Below are 15,825 nucleotides of genomic sequence, written 5' to 3' on the forward strand. Positions count from 1 at the left end.
CGTCGTCGCCTCACACCGCGCGATCCACGATCACCTGCAGGAAGCCGCGCGAGCAGGCCTCCACCCGGGCCTCCACTCGGTAGACGCGCGCCAGCATCTGCGGCGTGATGGCCTCGTGCGGCGTGCCGTCGGCGGCGATGGCGCCGTTCTCCAGCACGACGATGCGGCGCGCATAGCGGGCGGCCTGCGCGATGTCGTGCAGCACGATGACGACGATGATGGCGCGCTCGCGCGCCAGCTCCTCGACAAGCTGCATGACGCGGAGCTGGTGGTGGATATCGAGCGCGCTGGTCGGCTCGTCGAGCAGCAGCACGGTCGGCTCGCGCACGATGGACTGGGCGAGGCTGGCGAGCTGGCGCTGGCCGCCGGAAAGCTCGTCGAGCCCGCGCAGGGCAAGGTCGGCGATGCCCAGGCGCTCCAGCGCGGCGAGGGCGCGGGCATGCGCCTCGGGCGTGGAGATCGTCTCGTCCCGCGCCGACATCAGCGCCGAGAGCGTCGCCTCGAACACAGTCAGCGCCACGCGCTGGGGCAGGGCCTGCGGCATGTAGGTGACGAAGCGGGCGTGGCCGGCAACCGAGAGCCCGGTCAGCTCGGTGCCGTCGAGGCGGATCGAGCCCTTCGCGGGCACGAGGCCGGCGAGCGCGCGCAGCAGCGTCGTCTTGCCCGCCGCATTGGGGCCGATCAGCGCGGTGACGCCGCCGCCCTCGATGGCGGGGAGGCTCAGCCCGTCGAGGATGCGGCGCTTGCCGTAGCCGGCCGACAGGGCGTCGATGACGAGGCGGGGAGCCGCAAGCGGGTTCGGCGCCATCACAGCCGCTCCCGCCGCGAGAACACCAGCGCCATGAAGAAGGGCACGCCGATCAGCGCGGTGACGATGCCCACCGGCAGCAGCGCGCCGGGCACCAGCGTCTTGGAGGCGACGGAGGCGAGCGACATGATCGCCGCCCCCGCCAGCATGGAGGCCGGCAGGAAGAAGCGGTGGTCTTCGCCGACCAGCAGCCGGGCGATGTGCGGCGCCACGAGCCCGATGAAGCCGATGGTGCCGACGAAGGCGACCGAGGTCGCCGCCAGCAAGCTCACCCGCAGCAGCGAGAAGAAGCGCAGCCGTGCGACCGAGATGCCGAAGGAGCGCGCCCGGTCCTCGCCGAGCCGCAGCGCCGTCATCCGCCAGGAGGCGCGCAGCGCAAAGGGCGCCACCGCCAGCAGCATGATGCCCAGCACGCCGAGCTTGGGCCAGGTGGCGCGCGAGAGGCTGCCCATGCTCCAGAAAACGAGCTGCTGCAGCGCCTCTTGGCTGGCGACGAACTGCACCAGCGCCACCAGCGCGTTGAAGGTGAACACCAGCGCGATGCCGAACAGCACCAGCGTCTCCACCCCGGTGCCGCGCAGCCCGGCGAGCGCTTGCAGCAGCAGCACCGAGCCGAAGGCGAAGAGGAAGGCGAAGGCCGGCAGGTTCCAGTCGGCCGGCAGCAGCGGCAGGCTGACCCCCAGCACCAGCGCCAGCGCCGCGCCGAAGGAGGCGGCGGAGGAGACGCCGAGCGTGAAGGGGCTGGCCAGCGGGTTGTTGAGGATGGTCTGCATTTCCGCCCCCGCCAGCGCCAGCGCGGCGCCGACCAGCACCGCCATCAGCGCATAGGGGAGACGCACTTCCCAGATAATGACGCGTGCGGGGGCGTCGAGCGCGGCAGGGTCGAGAAGGCCGATCACGACAGTATGCACGGACAGGTTGGACGGGCCGGTGGCGATGTCGAGCACCAGCGCCACCAGCATCAGTGCGCCAAGCCCTCCGAGGATGGCGAGCCGCCGCCGCACGAGGCGCGCATAGGCGGCCAGATGTGCGTGGCGCGCGGCATCCGGCTCGCCCGCGCCGGGCGGCGCTGTCTGCTCGGCTCTGGCGGAAGGCTGGCTCAATCCTGTCTCCGGCGGCCGCTGCGGGCACCGGGCGGTTCTGCATGAGCCTTCGGGGGCGGTCAAGTTCCTGCTGCGGAAAGGAAATTCCTTGGAATGGTTCCATTCTCGACGCGTCGGCTTGCGCGACCGCGCGCTTGCGCTAGAGCTTGGCCCGCGCCCCGTCCCCTAGCCCCATGTGGCGAACGCCGATGAATCCCGTCACCGTGCCCGACGCCGAATGGTTCGATCTCGCGCCCGAGGGCGGCGAAGGCGCGCGGCCGTGGCGCATCTTCCTCGCCCGCCCGCCGGGCGAGGCGCCGGCGGCGGGCTTTCCGGCGGTCTTCGTGCTCGACGCCAATGCGGGCTTCGCCACCTTCGCCGAGGTGATGCGGCGCGGCGCCGTGCGCCCGGCAGCGACGGGCATCGCGCCGACCGCCATCGTCGGCATCGGCTACCCCGAGGGCGACGACCACCGGGTGCGACGAACCTTCGACTACACCGCCGGCCCCGGCGCGGAGGCGGCCCGCACCGGACAGGCGCGCGCGACCGGCGGGCGCGACGCCTTCCTCGCCTTCATCGAGCGCACGTTGAAGCCGCGCATTGCCGGAATGCTGCCGCTCGATCCGGCGCGTCAGGCGCTGTTCGGCCATTCGCTGGCCGGCTGGCTGGTGCTCGATGCGGCGTTGCGCGGGGGCGCGGGCTTCCGCTCGCATGTCGCGGTGAGCCCGTCGGTCTGGTGGGACGAGGCGCGGCTGGTCGACGGGCTGGCGCTCGCTCGGGGGCGGCCGGTGCGCCTGTCGATCCTCGTCGGCGAGTGGGAGCAGGCGCTGGCGCCCTGGCAGGCATCGCGGCCGGAGGCGGCCGAGATGGCGGCCCGCCGCGCGCGCCGCGCCATGGTCGACGGCGCCCGCGACTTCGCCGCCCGCGCGGCGCACGAACTGGGGCCGCAGGCGCGGGTCGCGTTCGAGCTGATGGCCGGCGAGGACCACGCCTCGATCCTGCCGGCGGCGATGGCGCGGGCGCTGCGCTTCGCGCTGGCCGAGTGAGGCCCGCCTTTTCGGACGCGTGACTTGCGCGGACAAGTGACTTGCGCCCGCACAGCCAGCGGCTAGTTGTAGCGCGATCCGACCGGATGGGGCTTTTCATGACCGCTTCGCAGACCGCCGCCGCGCCGCTTTCCTCGCCTGCCGTGCGCAACCGCCAGATCACCGCGGGGCTCATCGTCGCGGTCATCGGCGCGGGCACGCTCGCGGGCGCCTGGTATTTCCAGCTCGTCGTCGGCCTCGCCCCGTGCCCGCTCTGTCTCGAACAGCGCATTCCCTATTACATCGGCGTGCCGCTGGCGCTCGTCGGTGCGCTGCTGGCGCTCGTCCGCCGTCCGGGACAGGCGCGTATCGCCATCGTGCTGGCGGCGATGCTGATGGCGCTTGGCACCTTCCTCGCGGTCTATCACGCCGGTATCGAATGGGGCTTGTGGGCCGGGCCGACCGCCTGTTCGGGGGCCGGGGCGGGGATGGAGAACGGCAACATTCTCGGCCAGCTCCAGCAGGCGCGCGTCGTGCGCTGCGACGAGGCGCCGTGGCGGCTGCTCGGCCTGTCGCTGGCCGGCTACAACGCCTTCATCGCCGCCGCGCTGACCGTGGTCGCCATGTGGGGCGCGTCCGCCCGCAACTAAGGCGCCGCGCGCAGGCGCTCAGGGATCGAGCTCGGTGTCCCAGTAGAGATAGTCGACCCAGCTGTCGTGCAGGTAGTTGGGCGGGAAGTGCCGGCCGTTCTGGTGCAGGTCGAACACCGAGGGCTGGAAGGGGCGCTGGCGCGGGATCATGTGCGCCTCGACCGGCATCATGCTGCCCTTGCGCAGGTTGCAGGGCGAGCAGGCGGCGACGACGTTCTCCCAGGTGGTCTGGCCGCCGCGCGAGCGCGGGATCACGTGGTCGAAGGTGAGGTCGTCGCGCGATTCGCAGTACTGGCAGGAGAAGCGGTCGCGCAGGAACACGTTGAAGCGGGTGAAGGCGGGCTGGCGCGACGGGCGGATGAAGGCCTTGAGCGAGACGACGCTCGGCAGGCGCATCTGGAAGGTCGCGCTGGAAACCTGCCGCTCGTAATACTCGACAATGTTCACCCGGTCGAGGAACACTGCCTTTATCGCGTCCTGCCAGGACCAGACCGACAGCGGGTAATAGCTCAGCGGCCGGTAATCGGCGTTGAGCACGAGGGCAGGCCAGGCACCCGGAGACAAAGTCGCCGTCAACGCTCGCTCCCTGCTTGAAGCGCCGTCACGGCTGAATCGGCGCCGCGCGACGCACGGCGATACTCTATATGTAGCGTGTCAATCTTGTGAAGCGGCTGTATGCGCGGGGCCGGCTTGCGCCGCCTTCAGGCGAAAACTTCGCTCAGGAAGTTGCCGGCGAGCGACAGTCCGGTGCGGTCGATGCCGTGGCCGAGCCCGTTGGACAGATGCGCCCGCACGGCGATGCCGCGCGTCTCCAGGCTCTCCACCGCGCGCGGCAGAGCGATGGGCGGGACGATCTGGTCGAGGTCGCCATGGACCAGCAGCACCGGCGGGCGTGCGACGATCTCCGCGTCGAAGGCCTCCATGGCCCGCTCGGGCGGCAGCACATGTATGCCGGAGAAGCCGACGATGCCGGCCGGCGCCACCTTGCGGCGCAGGCCCGTGTGCAGCGCCATCATCGTGCCCTGGCTGAAGCCGACGAGGGCGAGGCGCGAGCCGGGCAGGCCCAGCCGCGCGAGCTCGGCGTCGAGGAAGCCGTCGAGCGCGGCATGGGCGCTTTGCACGCCGGTCCAGCGCTCGCGGTCGTCGCGCTCGACATAGCCGAACCATTGCCGGCCGACCGGGGCGACGGCCAGCGGCTCGGGCGCGTGCGGGGAGACGAAGGCGGCGTCGGGCAGCAGGGGCGCCCAGTATTCGCCGAGGTCGATCAGGTCGCGCCCGTCGGCGCCATAGCCGTGCAGCAGCACGACGAGCGCGGTGGCCGGGCGGCCGGAGCGGGGCGGCAGGCGCGGTCCGTCGAGCATGGCGGCCTCAGTTGGTGCCGTCGTCGCGCAGGTCGGCGCCGGAGGCGACCTTGGCGGCCGGGCCGTGATTAAGCAGCGCGTCGATGCGGGTGCGCTCCTGCTCGAAGGAGGCGAGGATGCGCCCGTCGAGCGCCCGCCCGCGCGGCAGGCGGATGCGCATCGGGTCGACGAAGCGCCCGTTCACCAGCACCTCGTAGTGCAGATGCGCGCCGGTGGAGAGGCCGGTCGAGCCGATATAGCCGATGAGCTGGCCCTGCCGCACGCGCAGACCCTCGCGAATGCCCTTGGCGAAGCCGGACTGGTGCGAATAGGTCGTCACATAGCCGTTGGCGTGCTGGATCTCGATGCGCCGGCCATAGCCGGAGGTCCAGGCCGCCTTGGCGATGACGCCGTTGCCGGCGGCGTAGATCGGCGTGCCGGTGCGGTCGGCCCAGTCGACGCCGGAATGCAGGCGGCTGTAGCCGAGGATCGGGTGGCGGCGCATGCCGAAGCCGGAACGCAGCTGGCCGCCCGAGATCGGCTTGCGCACGAGGAACTTCTTCGCGCTCTTGCCGGCGTCGTCATAGAAGTCGATGAGCCCGTCATCGGGCGTCTGGTAGCGGTAATAGCGCCGCTCCTCGCCGCCGACCGTCAGCCCGGCATAGAGCACGCCGCCGGCGCCGCCCGCCTCGTCCGGCTCGTACACCACTTCGAGCGAATCGCCTGTGCGCACGCGGCGCTGGAAGTCCACGTCGAAGGAATAGACGCGGATCATGCTTTCGATGACCGGACGCGGCACCTCGTGGCGCAGCGCGGTTTCCCAAATGCTGTCATAGAGGGTGATGCCGCGACCGCCGCCCTCGTCGCTGTCGTCGTCCGGCGCCACGTCGGCCACCTGCATGTCGGCCGGCTCCTGCACGGGCAGGAACTTGCCGAGATCGGACAGCGCGACCGTGCCCTGGTGGCCATTGTCGCCGAACACGCCCACCCGCAGAGGCACCACGCCGTTGCCCGAGGCGTCCAGCAGCACCTTGAGACGCAGGCCGGGCGACAGCCGGCCCTGCAGTTCGCGCGCGTTGAAGGCGGCGGCGGCGGCATCGGCGGAGACCTGCGCGACGCCCATGTCGACGAGGATGGAGGCGACCGTGTCGCCGGCCTTGGCGACGACGGTGCGCTCCGACCAGTCATTGCCGCCGGAGGCGTCGTCGGCCGATTTGTCGACTGAGCTCATATTGTCGGGCTGGTGCAGCGCGTTCACCGGATCGGCCGCGCCGGAAGGCGCATAGGCCAGCGCGCCGGCCTTGGTACCGATGGCGCCGGCCATGCCGGCGGCAGCGACGCCGGGCAAAGCGGGCGCGCGGTTCTCGGCGGGAAGGCTGAATTCGGCGGTCTCGCGCACCTTCATCAGCACGTCTTCCATCGGAAGCTCGGCGGCGAAACGGGCGCTCGGCGGCAGGGAGCCGATGTCGCGCAGCGCGATGGTGAGTTCGCCCGTGGGCTCGGCCTGCGCGGCGTCGGCGTCGCTGTTGTCGGTGGATTCGGCGACCAGCTTGGCCGGGTTGAAGCGCGGCACGTCGACCGAGGCGGAGGTGACGGCCTGGGCGAGGTTGGTGGCGACCTTGGTGACGGCGCGCACCTTGATGATCTCGCGGTCGCCGTCCTTCGAGGTGGTGGAGAGGCGCAGCGTCTGCTTGGCGCTGAAGCTCTCGGAAAGGAGCGACATGCGGTCGCCCTTGCGGGCGACGTTGGAGGGGCGCTCGCCGGCGGCCAGCGCGCCGCGCAGGGCTGAGCGGACGGTCTCCGGAGACTGCGCGAAGCGGTATTCGCCGTCGAGCGCGGCATAGACCGCGCCGCCCATCAGCGCGGCGCCGCAGATGCCCGTCAGCAGCGTGGCCATGAGCCAGCGGATGGACACCCGGCGGCGGTTGATCGGCTCCTCGGCGTCGCCGTCGACACCGAGCGGCGGCTCGTCGCCGAGGTCGAAGCCCGCGGCCTGGGAGCGCCGTGCGCCGGCTGGTCCGCGTCTGCTCTCCAACGGGTTCCCCGCGTTTCCCCGCGTTCCGTTACCGCGGTCGCTGACCGCCGCCGGACGCACTGTTCGACTTGGAGCCCGCCGCGGCGGACCTTTTCGGATGGTTCGGCAATACCCCTTGGCGGGGCCGGTCGCGACGATGCCGCCGGCGACCCTTGCCGTCAACCCGCACGGCCGGCGAATCGCCTCCCATACGGAGCCGGCGATCTAAATCCGGCCCTCACGGCGAAAGCATGGCGGGCGCCGATTATCGCAGGCCGGCCATCACTGCGCGCTGGCGGAGCGGCGCCGCAGCGGCGAGGGCGGCGGCAGCGGCACCCGCGCGAGGGTGGCGGGCGCGGCGGCGTTCGGCGGCGCGGTGTCGGCCCGCACGAAATCCGCCTGCAGCGGCATCGGCGCGCCGATGGCGAGCGGCTTGTGCAGGGCGGGCACCGTCGCCTGCGCGGCCACGATCTGCGTGCCGGCCGGCGGTGCGATGCCCTGCCAGGCGGTGGCCGGAGATTCGGGATTGCGCAGGATCGGCGCGGGGCCGGAGAGCGGGGCGGACGTGCCGCCCGTCGTCGAGGCGAGCGCCAGCGCGGCGACGGGCTTCGGTGCCGCCGGGGGAGCCGGTGCGAGCGGCGCGGCACGGGCGACGAGGGCCTCCGGCGCGGCCGAGGGGCCGCCATAGCGCTTGAAGAAGCTCCAGATCTCCTGCGGCGCGTCGAGCCCGCTGCGGCGCGGGCCGAGCAGCACCGAGGCCAGCGCGTCCACCGCATCGGTCGACTGCGAGGGCGGCTGGTGGCCGCCGGCGACCTCGTAATAGGCGACCTCGCCGCCGGGCGCGCAGCGCGTCCACCGGGTGATGCGCGCATGCGGGGCGCTGGCGACCTCCGGCTTGGCGCAGCCGTCGAGGCGGGCGAACAGGGCGGCGGTGGCGTCCGCCGACATCAGCCGCGCGCCGGGCGTGGGGCGGCCGAACATCGGCACGATGGGATCGTAGGTGCCGTTCATCAGCAGGATCGGCACCGGCTTCGAGGGCCGGCAGCTGTCGGAATAGCCGACCGGCACCGTCATCATCATCGTCGCATAGGCCTGGAAGCGCTCGGCAAAGCGGCAGGCGACATAGGCGGTCAGGAAGCCGCCATTGGAGAAGCCCATGAGATAGGCGCGCGAGGGATCGGCGATGCCCTGCGCCGCCAGCTTGTCGAGCAGGTCGACGACGAAGCGACCATCGTCGCGCTTGTAGAGCAGCGGGATGAAGCCGGCGATCGAGCTGCGCCCGTCGTTCCACAGGAGGTTCAGCCCCTTGGGATAGGCGACGGCGAAGCCCTCGCGGTCGGCCACTGCGTCGAGGTCGAGATAGCGCTGCATCATGCCGGCGGGCTGGAGCGCGCCATGCAGGGCGATCACCAGCGGCAGCGGGCCGGGTGGGGCGTTCTTCGGCAGGTGGAGAATATATTCGCGCGTCAGCCCGCCCGAGACGAGGGTGCGCTCGCTGTTGCGGGCCGCCTCGCGGGTCTGTGCCTGCGCGCCGCCCGCGAGCGCCATCCCGGCGAGCAGGAACAATGCGCCGATCACGACACTGGGTTTCGCGAAATGCATGGAACGCAACCTCGAACACGACGGGTTTCGCGTGGAACCCGTTAAGACAGCCGATTTCCGACAATTAAAAGGCGAAGATGGTTAACGCCCCGTCTCCATGCCGCTTCGCGCGTCATTCCGGTGTGGCGCAAAGCGGCTAAAAGAGGGTGGCCTCGCCGCGAAGCCTTGGGCTAGGGTGCCCGTGCTGCGGCGCAACCGGAACAAGAAGCGCCGCGGGAGGAACGATAGACGCCACCTTTGGAATGATTGCGAACTGCAATCGTTTCCGCTACGCACACATCATATTCCTGAGTGATCTGGGACACCGACATGGCAGGAGCGGCCGAGCGGCCTCTTTCCCCGCATCTGCAGATTTACCGGCCGATGCTGACGATGATGATGTCCATCGTGCATCGCATTACCGGCGTGGCGCTTTATTTCGGCACGCTTCTGCTCGTGATCTGGCTGATCGCCGCCGCGAGTTCCGAGCGCGCCTTCGACGTCGTGAACGGGCTGTTCGGCAGCTGGCTCGGCCTTCTCGTGCTGGTCGGCTACAGCTGGGCGCTGATCCACCACACGCTGGGCGGCATCCGCCACTTCGTCTGGGACACCGGCGCCGGCTTCGGCCCCGAATGGCGTGAGGTGCTGGCCCGCGCCACCATCGGCGGCTCCATCGGCCTCACCGTGCTGCTGTGGATCGCCATCTGGCTGGTGAAGGGCTGATCTCATGAGCGCAACTCCGGGTTCTTCGCTGCGCACGCCGCGCCGCCGGGTCGCCGGCCTCGGCTCGGCCCGCTCCGGCACCGGCCATTTCTGGCTCCAGCGCGTCACCGCGCTCGGCAATCTCATCCTGATCCTGATCGCCCTGCCCATCGTAATATGCGTGGCGGGCAGCGGCTACGCGGCGACCGTGGCCACGCTCGGGCACCCGCTGGTGGCCATCGTGCTGCTGCTGATGCTGCTCTCGGTCTCGCTGCACATGCGCATCGGCATGCAGGTGGTGATCGAGGATTACGTCCATCACGAGGGGGCGAAAGTGCTGGCGCTGATCGCCAACACCTTCTTCACGACGGCAGTCGGGCTGGCCGGCGCCTTCGCCATCCTCAAGATCAGTTTCGGAGGCTGACGACCATGGCCGGGGCCACTTCCGCCAATGGCGCTTCCAACGGGGCGGCGCACGCCGCCTACCCGATCACCGACCACACCTATGACGTGGTTGTGGTGGGCGCCGGCGGCGCCGGGCTGCGTGCCGTCGTGGGCTGCTCGGAAGCCGGGCTGCGCACCGCCTGCGTGACCAAGGTGTTCCCCACCCGCTCGCATACGGTGGCGGCGCAGGGCGGCATCGCCGCCTCGCTCGGCAACATGGGCAACGACGACTGGCGCTTCCACATGTACGACACCGTGAAGGGGTCGGACTGGCTGGGCGACCAGGACGCCATCGAATATCTGGTGCGCCACGCCCCCGCCGCCGTCTACGAGCTGGAGCACTGGGGCGTGCCCTTCTCGCGCACCGAGGAAGGCCGCATCTACCAGCGCCCCTTCGGCGGCATGACGGTGGAGTACGGCAAGAGCCCGGCGCAGCGCACCTGCGCCGCCGCCGACCGCACCGGCCACGCTATCCTGCACACGCTCTACGGCGCCGCGCTGAAGCATTCCGCCGAGTTCTTCATCGAGTATTTCGCGCTCGACCTGATCATGGACGATGACGGGCGCTGCCGCGGCATCGTCGCCCTGAAGATGGACGACGGCACGCTGCACCGCTTCCGCGCGCAGACCGTGATCCTCGCCACCGGCGGCTATGGCCGGGCCTATTTCTCCGCGACCAGCGCCCACACCTGTACGGGGGATGGGAATGCAATGGTTCTCCGCGCGGGCCTGCCGCTGCAGGACATGGAGTTCGTGCAGTTCCACCCGACCGGCATCTACGGCTCGGGCTGCCTGATCACCGAGGGCGCGCGCGGCGAGGGCGGCTATCTCACCAATTCGGACGGCGAGCGCTTCATGGAACGCTACGCGCCTTCCGCCAAGGACCTCGCCTCGCGCGACGTGGTCTCGCGCTCCATGACCATGGAGATCCGCGAGGGCCGGGGCGTCGGCAAGAACAAGGATCACATCTACCTGCACCTCGACCATCTCGACCCGGCGATCCTGCATGAGCGCCTGCCGGGTATCTCCGAGAGCGCGAAGATCTTCGCCGGTGTCGACGTGACCAAGGAGCCGATCCCGGTGCTGCCGACCGTGCACTACAACATGGGCGGCATCCCGACGAACTTCCACGGCGAGGTCGTCACCAAGAAGGCCGGCAATCCCGACCATGTGGTGCCGGGCCTGATGGCGGTGGGCGAATGCGCCTGCGTGTCGATCCACGGCGCCAACCGCCTCGGCTCCAACTCGCTGACCGACCTCGTGGTGTTCGGCCGCGCGGCGGCGCTGCGCTGCGCCGAGCTGCTGACCCCCGGCGACAAGCAGCCCGAGCTGCCGTCGAATTCGGCCGAGCTGGCGCTCTCGCGCCTCGACCGCTTCCGCAATGCCCATGGCGGCACGCCGACCGCCGAGCTGCGCCTTTCCATGCAGAAGGTGATGCAGAACAACTGCGCGGTCTACCGCACCGGCGAGGTGCTGGAGGAGGGCCGCAAGCTGATCGCCGACGTGTTCGCCGGCACCGGCGACATCGACGTTACCGACCGCTCGCTGATCTGGAACTCCGACCTCATCGAGACGCTGGAGTACGACAACCTCATCGCGCTCGCCACGGTGACGATGGAAAGCGCCGCCGCCCGCACCGAGAGCCGCGGCGCCCATGCGCGCGAGGACTTCCCCGAGCGCGACGACGCCCACTGGATGAAGCACACGCTGGCCTTCGTGGATTTCGAGAAGCAGAGCGTGCGGCTCGACGAGCGCCCGGTGCACACCTACACGCTGTCCAACGACATCCAGTACATCGAGCCGCGCAAGCGGGTTTATTGAGCCGGGGAACGATCTTTCGCCATGGTCCAGCTCACGCTTCCGAAGAACTCGCAGATCACCGAAGGCAAGGTGTGGCCCAAGCCCGCCGGCGCCAACCGGCTGACCGAGTACAAGATCTATCGCTGGAACCCGGATGACGGGAAGAATCCGAGCGTCGACACCTATTATGTCGATCGCGACGACTGCGGCCCGATGGTGCTGGACGGGCTCATCTACATCAAGAACGCCATCGACCCGACGCTGACCTTCCGCCGCTCCTGCCGCGAGGGCATCTGCGGCTCCTGCGCGATGAACATCGACGGCACCAACACGCTGGCCTGCCTCAAGAGCATGGACGACGTGACGGCCTCCTCGGTGAAGATCTACCCGCTGCCGCACATGCCTGTCGTGAAGGACCTGGTGCCCGACCTCACCCAGTTCTACGCCCAGCACGCCTCGGTCGAGCCGTGGCTGCACACGCAGACGCCGGCGCCCGAGAAGGAATGGCGGCAGGCGCGCGGCGACCGCGAGAAGCTCGACGGGCTCTACGAGTGCATCCTGTGCGCCTGCTGCTCCACCTCCTGCCCGAGCTACTGGTGGAACGGCGACCGCTATCTCGGCCCGGCGGCGCTGCTGCAGGCCTATCGCTGGCTGATCGACAGCCGCGACGAGGCGACGGGCGACCGGCTCGACGATCTGGAAGACCCGTTCCGGCTCTATCGCTGCCACACCATCATGAACTGCGCCAAGGCCTGCCCGAAGGGGCTGAACCCCGCCAAGGCGATCGCCGAGATAAAGAAGATGATGGTGGCGCGCCAGTTCTGACGCGCAGCCGCCAGGCAGAACACCGTCATGGCCGGGCTTGTCCCGGCCATCCACGTTTTCGGGGCCTGAGCGCACGGAAGGCGTGGAGGCCCGGCCCGAGGCCGGGCATGACGTGGTTGGGCATGACTTGGTTTGGCATGACGTGGTTCAGTTTGAATCATCGTCATCCCGGACGAAGCGCAGCTTCGAGCCGGGATCGCGTGCCGCTCTCTTTCCTGACGACGATCCCGGATCGGCCTTTCGGCCGTCCGGGATGACGGCGGCGGGGACGACGGCGGAGGGTGCGACCGCCCGGCTTGCACGCCGCCTCCGCGCCTGTCTCTCTAGGCGCATGTCCGCCGCCCGCCCCACCTTCCGCTTCGCGCCGAGCCCGAACGGGCTCCTGCATCTCGGCCACGCCCGCTCGGCGCTGCTGAACGCCGATATGGCGAATGCGGCCGGCGGGCGGCTGCTGCTGCGCATCGAGGATATCGACGCCGCGCGCTGCCGGCCGGAATACGAGGCGGCGATCCTCGACGACCTCGCCTGGCTCGGCCTCGATTGGGAGCACCCGGTGCGGCGCCAGTCCGAACATTTCGCCGACTACGCATCGGCCCTGGCGCGGCTGGAGGCGATGGGCCTCGTCTATGCCAGCTTCGAGAGCCGGGGCGACATACGCCGCGCGCTGGCGGGCCGGCCGGATGCACCGCGCGACCCGGACGGGGCACTGCTTTCTCCCTTTCCCCGTTCGGCCATGACTGAGGCGGAGCGCACGGCGCGGCGTCAGGCGGGCGAACCCTATGCGCTGCGGCTGGACATGGCGCGGGCGGCGCGTTTCGCGGGCCCGCTCGGCTGGTGCGAGGTGCCGGCGGAAGGGGGCGAGGGCGAGAGCGTCGCCGCCGATCCGCTCGCCTGGGGCGACGTGGTGATCGCCCGCAAGGAGGTGCCGACCTCCTACCATCTCGCCGTCGTCGTCGACGACGCGCTCCAGGGCGTTACCCATGTGGTGCGCGGGGCGGACTTGAAGGCGGCGACCTCGGTGCACCGGTTGCTGCAGGTGCTGCTCGGCCTGCCGGCGCCGCTCTACACCCATCATTCCCTGCTGCTGGATGCGGAGGGCCACAAGCTGTCGAAATCCATCGGCTCGGAAAGCCTCGCCGCCCTGCGCTCTGCGGGCGTCACGCCGGACGAGGTGCGCAGGCGCGCCGGGCTGTAGCGCGCGCCCGCGATCGGGGCTACCGAGAAGGGCAATTTACCAACGGGATGCCCGATGATTCCCTGGATCCTGCTCGACACCGCGCCCGTGCCCGGAGGGGCCGGCGAACTGCGCCTCAAGCGGCGGGGTGCCGAATTCTCCATCATGGCCGGGGCGACCGAGCTGATGAACAGCCGCCTGAGCGGCTCCGAGCAGGCGCTTGCCACGCTTTCCTGCGCGCGCCTCGCCGGGCACCCGGCACCGCGCCTGCTGATCGGCGGGCTCGGCATGGGCTTCACCTTGCGCGCCGCGCTCGGTGAGGTCGGGCCCGAGGCGCGCATCGTGGTGGCCGAGCTGGTGCCCGCGGTGATCGCCTGGGCGCGCGGGCCGATGGCGGAACTGTTCGCGGGCAGCCTCGACGATCCCCGCGTCAGCCTGCACGAGGGCGACGTCGCCGAGGCGATCCGTGCCGGCCGGGCGGGCTACGACGCCATATTGCTCGACGTCGACAACGGGCCGGGCGGGCTGACGCGCGCCGCCAATGACGGGCTCTACAGCCCCGCCGGGCTCGGCGCCGCGCGCGCGGCCCTGCGCCCCGGCGGCGTGCTGGCGGTGTGGTCTTCGGCACCCGATGACGGCTTCACCCGGCGCCTGCGCCACGCCGGCTTCGCGGTGGAGGAGGCGCGGGTGCGCGCCCATGGCAAGAGCGGGGCGCGGCATGTGATCTGGCTGGCCGTCAGGCCGGACCGCCGGGCGCCGCAGGAGTAAAGGCGCTGGAAACCTCGCTCTATCTGCCGATCAAGCGCTTTCTCGAAGAGCGCGGCTTCTCCGTGAAGGGGGAGATCGGCGGCTGCGATCTGGTCGCGCTGTCCGACGACGAGACGCCGCTGGTGGTGATCGGCGAGCTGAAGCTCAGCTTCAACCTCGAACTGGTGCTGCAGGCGGTCGACCGCGCCGGCGCGGGGGACGAGGTATGGCTGGCGGCGCGGGCCTCCGCGCGCGGCAAGGGGCGCGAGAGCGATTCGCGCTTCCGAAATCTGTGCCGCCGGCTCGGCTTCGGCATGCTCGCCGTTTCGCCGGAGGGCGAGGTGAGCATCGTCGTCGCCCCCGATGCGCCGATGCCGCGCAAGGACCCGCGCCGCCGCTCACGGCTGGTGGCCGAGCATCGGCGGCGGCTGGGCGATCCGGCGGTCGGGGGCGGCTCGCGCGTGCCGATCATGACCGCCTATCGCCAGCAGGCGCTCGCCTGCGCCGCCGCCATGGTGGCGGGCCCGATGCGCCCGCGCGACCTGCGCGCCGCCGCGCCCGATGCCGGCAAGATCCTGCTCGACAATGTCTATGGCTGGTTCGTCCGCGCCGAGCGCGGCGTCTATGCGCTGACCCCCGCCGGGCACGAGGCGCTCGCCCGCTGGCCGCAACCCGCGCCGTCGGCCGATTAACTGACCCCGAGGATCAGGAACCAGATCGTCACGGTGAACAGGCTCGCCGCTGTCGACAGCGAGACGGCGCTGGCCGAGGCGGCGACGCCCGCCTGATAGCGCTGCGCCAGCAGATAGGCGTTGATGCCGCACGGCATGGCGGCGAACACCACGGCGACGTCCGCCCACACCGGCGGCATCGGCAGCACCCGCGTCAGCGCGTAGACGATGGCCGGGTGCACCGCGAGCTTCAGCGTCGAGATGACGATAGCCGGGCCGACGTCGCCGCGTATGGGATAGCGGTGCAGGGCGAGGCCGAGCGAGACCAGCGCGCAAGGCACGGCGGAGGCGGCCAGCATGTCCAGCGTCTGCTTGAGCACGCCGCCCGGCGCGTAGCCGACGAGTTTGGCGATGCCGCCGGCATAGATGCCGAGCAGGATCGGGTTGAAGGCCAGCATCCGCCCGAGCCGGCGCAGGCTGGCGAGCGAGATGCCGGCCGCCGCGCCTTCCGCCAGCACGGTCGCCAGCACCATCATGATCGGCAGGTGGATGGCGATGAGCAGGAACAGCGGCACCGCGCCCTCCGGCCCGAAGGCCTGAAGGATCAGCGGCACGCCGACGAACACCGTGTTGGCCTGTCCCGAGGTGAAGCCCTGGATCACCGATTCGGTGTGGCCGCGCTTGAAGACGCGCTTCGCCACCAGCATGCCGATGGCGAAGACGAGGAAGGCGCCGGTGAAATAGGCGATCCAGTAGCCCCAGGGCTGGCCTTCCTCAGGCAGCCGCGCCTCGGCCAGCGTCTTGAAGATGAGCACCGGCACGGCCAGCCCGAACACATATTCGGACAGGCCTTCGGCGGCGCGCTCGCGCAGATGGCCGGACAGGGAGGCGACGAAGCCGAGGCCGATGAGCCCGAAGACCGGCGCCACGACGAGGGCGATGGCGCCGAGCTGGGCGAGCAT

General features: G+C 70.6%; 16 protein-coding genes. 9 read left to right on the top strand and 7 right to left on the bottom strand.

Annotated elements, in window-relative coordinates:
• Window positions 1–10 precede the first annotated feature (10 nt).
• Together MWN33_RS07235 and MWN33_RS07240 are read right to left on the bottom strand one after the other, a co-directional pair.
• Window positions 11–808 carry an ABC transporter ATP-binding protein gene (locus tag MWN33_RS07235; protein WP_247199829.1) on the bottom strand — a complete coding sequence of 266 codons (798 nt, stop codon included), beginning with the start codon at window positions 806–808 and terminating at the stop codon, window positions 11–13.
• Window positions 808–1,833 (bottom strand): FecCD family ABC transporter permease, encoded by a 1,026-nt coding sequence (locus tag MWN33_RS07240; RefSeq protein WP_247200325.1) that lies wholly within the window; start codon window positions 1,831–1,833, stop codon window positions 808–810. Before MWN33_RS07240 ends, MWN33_RS07235 begins: the two co-directional genes overlap by 1 nt.
• Before the next feature lie 266 nt (window positions 1,834–2,099).
• On the opposite strand from MWN33_RS07240, the gene MWN33_RS07245 reads away from it, so the two are divergent.
• Together MWN33_RS07245 and MWN33_RS07250 are read left to right on the top strand one after the other, a co-directional pair.
• Entirely contained in the window at window positions 2,100–2,936 is an 837-nt protein-coding gene (locus MWN33_RS07245) for an alpha/beta hydrolase (RefSeq protein ID WP_247199830.1), read from the top strand.
• Window positions 2,937–3,034: 98 nt separating this feature from the next.
• A complete protein-coding gene (locus tag MWN33_RS07250; RefSeq protein ID WP_247199831.1) occupies window positions 3,035–3,565 on the top strand; it encodes a disulfide bond formation protein B in 531 nt (176 codons plus the stop codon).
• Between the two features lie 18 nt (window positions 3,566–3,583).
• On the opposite strand, the gene MWN33_RS07255 is transcribed toward MWN33_RS07250, so the two are convergent.
• The 4 genes from MWN33_RS07255 to MWN33_RS07270 form a co-directional block, all read right to left on the bottom strand.
• Entirely contained in the window at window positions 3,584–4,141 is a 558-nt protein-coding gene (locus tag MWN33_RS07255) for an HNH endonuclease (protein ID WP_247199832.1), read from the bottom strand.
• 125 nt (window positions 4,142–4,266) lie between these two features.
• A complete protein-coding gene (locus MWN33_RS07260; RefSeq protein WP_247199833.1) occupies window positions 4,267–4,926 on the bottom strand; it encodes an alpha/beta hydrolase in 660 nt (219 codons plus the stop codon).
• 7 nt (window positions 4,927–4,933) lie between these two features.
• Window positions 4,934–6,940, bottom strand: a complete 2,007-nt coding sequence (locus tag MWN33_RS07265; protein WP_247199834.1) for a M23 family metallopeptidase — start codon at window positions 6,938–6,940, stop codon at window positions 4,934–4,936.
• Between the two features lie 261 nt (window positions 6,941–7,201).
• Window positions 7,202–8,521: a CE1 family esterase gene (locus MWN33_RS07270; RefSeq protein ID WP_247199835.1), complete on the bottom strand. Its 1,320-nt coding sequence runs from the start codon at window positions 8,519–8,521 to the stop codon at window positions 7,202–7,204.
• A gap of 309 nt (window positions 8,522–8,830) precedes the next feature.
• On the opposite strand from MWN33_RS07270, the gene sdhC reads away from it, so the two are divergent.
• The 7 genes from sdhC to MWN33_RS07305 all read left to right on the top strand — a co-directional run bounded on the left by sdhC (window position 8,831) and on the right by MWN33_RS07305 (window position 14,884).
• Complete coding sequence (sdhC, locus tag MWN33_RS07275) at window positions 8,831–9,223, top strand: succinate dehydrogenase, cytochrome b556 subunit (protein ID WP_247199836.1); 393 nt, start codon at window positions 8,831–8,833, stop codon at window positions 9,221–9,223.
• Between the two features lie 4 nt (window positions 9,224–9,227).
• Complete coding sequence (gene sdhD / locus MWN33_RS07280) at window positions 9,228–9,626, top strand: succinate dehydrogenase, hydrophobic membrane anchor protein (protein ID WP_247199837.1); 399 nt, start codon at window positions 9,228–9,230, stop codon at window positions 9,624–9,626.
• A gap of 5 nt (window positions 9,627–9,631) precedes the next feature.
• Window positions 9,632–11,467, top strand: coding sequence for a succinate dehydrogenase flavoprotein subunit (gene sdhA, locus MWN33_RS07285; RefSeq protein ID WP_247199838.1), 1,836 nt, complete (start codon window positions 9,632–9,634; stop codon window positions 11,465–11,467).
• A gap of 21 nt (window positions 11,468–11,488) precedes the next feature.
• Complete coding sequence (locus tag MWN33_RS07290) at window positions 11,489–12,271, top strand: succinate dehydrogenase iron-sulfur subunit (protein ID WP_247199839.1); 783 nt, start codon at window positions 11,489–11,491, stop codon at window positions 12,269–12,271.
• A gap of 331 nt (window positions 12,272–12,602) precedes the next feature.
• A complete protein-coding gene (gluQRS, locus tag MWN33_RS07295; RefSeq protein WP_247199840.1) occupies window positions 12,603–13,466 on the top strand; it encodes a tRNA glutamyl-Q(34) synthetase GluQRS in 864 nt (287 codons plus the stop codon).
• Window positions 13,467–13,520: 54 nt separating this feature from the next.
• Window positions 13,521–14,213, top strand: a complete 693-nt coding sequence (locus MWN33_RS07300) for a spermidine synthase (protein WP_247199841.1) — start codon at window positions 13,521–13,523, stop codon at window positions 14,211–14,213.
• A 5-nt stretch (window positions 14,214–14,218) separates the two neighbouring features.
• The gene (locus MWN33_RS07305) at window positions 14,219–14,884 is read left to right on the top strand and encodes a DUF2161 domain-containing phosphodiesterase (RefSeq protein ID WP_247200326.1); all 666 of its coding nucleotides are present in this window, start codon (window positions 14,219–14,221) and stop codon (window positions 14,882–14,884) included.
• Here MWN33_RS07305 and MWN33_RS07310 read toward each other — a convergent pair.
• The gene (locus tag MWN33_RS07310) at window positions 14,881–15,825 is read right to left on the bottom strand and encodes an AEC family transporter (protein ID WP_247199842.1); all 945 of its coding nucleotides are present in this window, start codon (window positions 15,823–15,825) and stop codon (window positions 14,881–14,883) included. The genes MWN33_RS07305 and MWN33_RS07310 overlap by 4 nt on opposite strands.

Source organism: Ancylobacter koreensis (assembly GCF_023016525.1).
Classification (GTDB): Bacteria; Pseudomonadota; Alphaproteobacteria; order Rhizobiales; family Xanthobacteraceae; genus Ancylobacter; species Ancylobacter koreensis.

Excerpts from the sequence above, each read along its gene's own strand:
- MWN33_RS07300 (WP_247199841.1), top strand. The coding sequence starts at position 13,521 with ATGATTCCCTGGATCCTGCTCGACACCGCGCCCGTGCCCGGAGGGGCC.
- MWN33_RS07270 (WP_247199835.1), bottom strand. The coding sequence starts at position 8,521 with ATGCATTTCGCGAAACCCAGTGTCGTGATCGGCGCATTGTTCCTGCTC.
- sdhD (WP_247199837.1), top strand. The coding sequence starts at position 9,228 with ATGAGCGCAACTCCGGGTTCTTCGCTGCGCACGCCGCGCCGCCGGGTC.
- MWN33_RS07235 (WP_247199829.1), bottom strand. The coding sequence starts at position 808 with ATGGCGCCGAACCCGCTTGCGGCTCCCCGCCTCGTCATCGACGCCCTG.
- MWN33_RS07245 (WP_247199830.1), top strand. The coding sequence starts at position 2,100 with ATGAATCCCGTCACCGTGCCCGACGCCGAATGGTTCGATCTCGCGCCC.
- gluQRS (WP_247199840.1), top strand. The coding sequence starts at position 12,603 with ATGTCCGCCGCCCGCCCCACCTTCCGCTTCGCGCCGAGCCCGAACGGG.
- sdhA (WP_247199838.1), top strand. The coding sequence starts at position 9,632 with ATGGCCGGGGCCACTTCCGCCAATGGCGCTTCCAACGGGGCGGCGCAC.
- MWN33_RS07260 (WP_247199833.1), bottom strand. The coding sequence starts at position 4,926 with ATGCTCGACGGACCGCGCCTGCCGCCCCGCTCCGGCCGCCCGGCCACC.
- MWN33_RS07250 (WP_247199831.1), top strand. The coding sequence starts at position 3,035 with ATGACCGCTTCGCAGACCGCCGCCGCGCCGCTTTCCTCGCCTGCCGTG.
- MWN33_RS07310 (WP_247199842.1), bottom strand. The coding sequence starts at position 15,825 with ATGCTCGCCCAGCTCGGCGCCATCGCCCTCGTCGTGGCGCCGGTCTTC.
- sdhC (WP_247199836.1), top strand. The coding sequence starts at position 8,831 with ATGGCAGGAGCGGCCGAGCGGCCTCTTTCCCCGCATCTGCAGATTTAC.
- MWN33_RS07290 (WP_247199839.1), top strand. The coding sequence starts at position 11,489 with ATGGTCCAGCTCACGCTTCCGAAGAACTCGCAGATCACCGAAGGCAAG.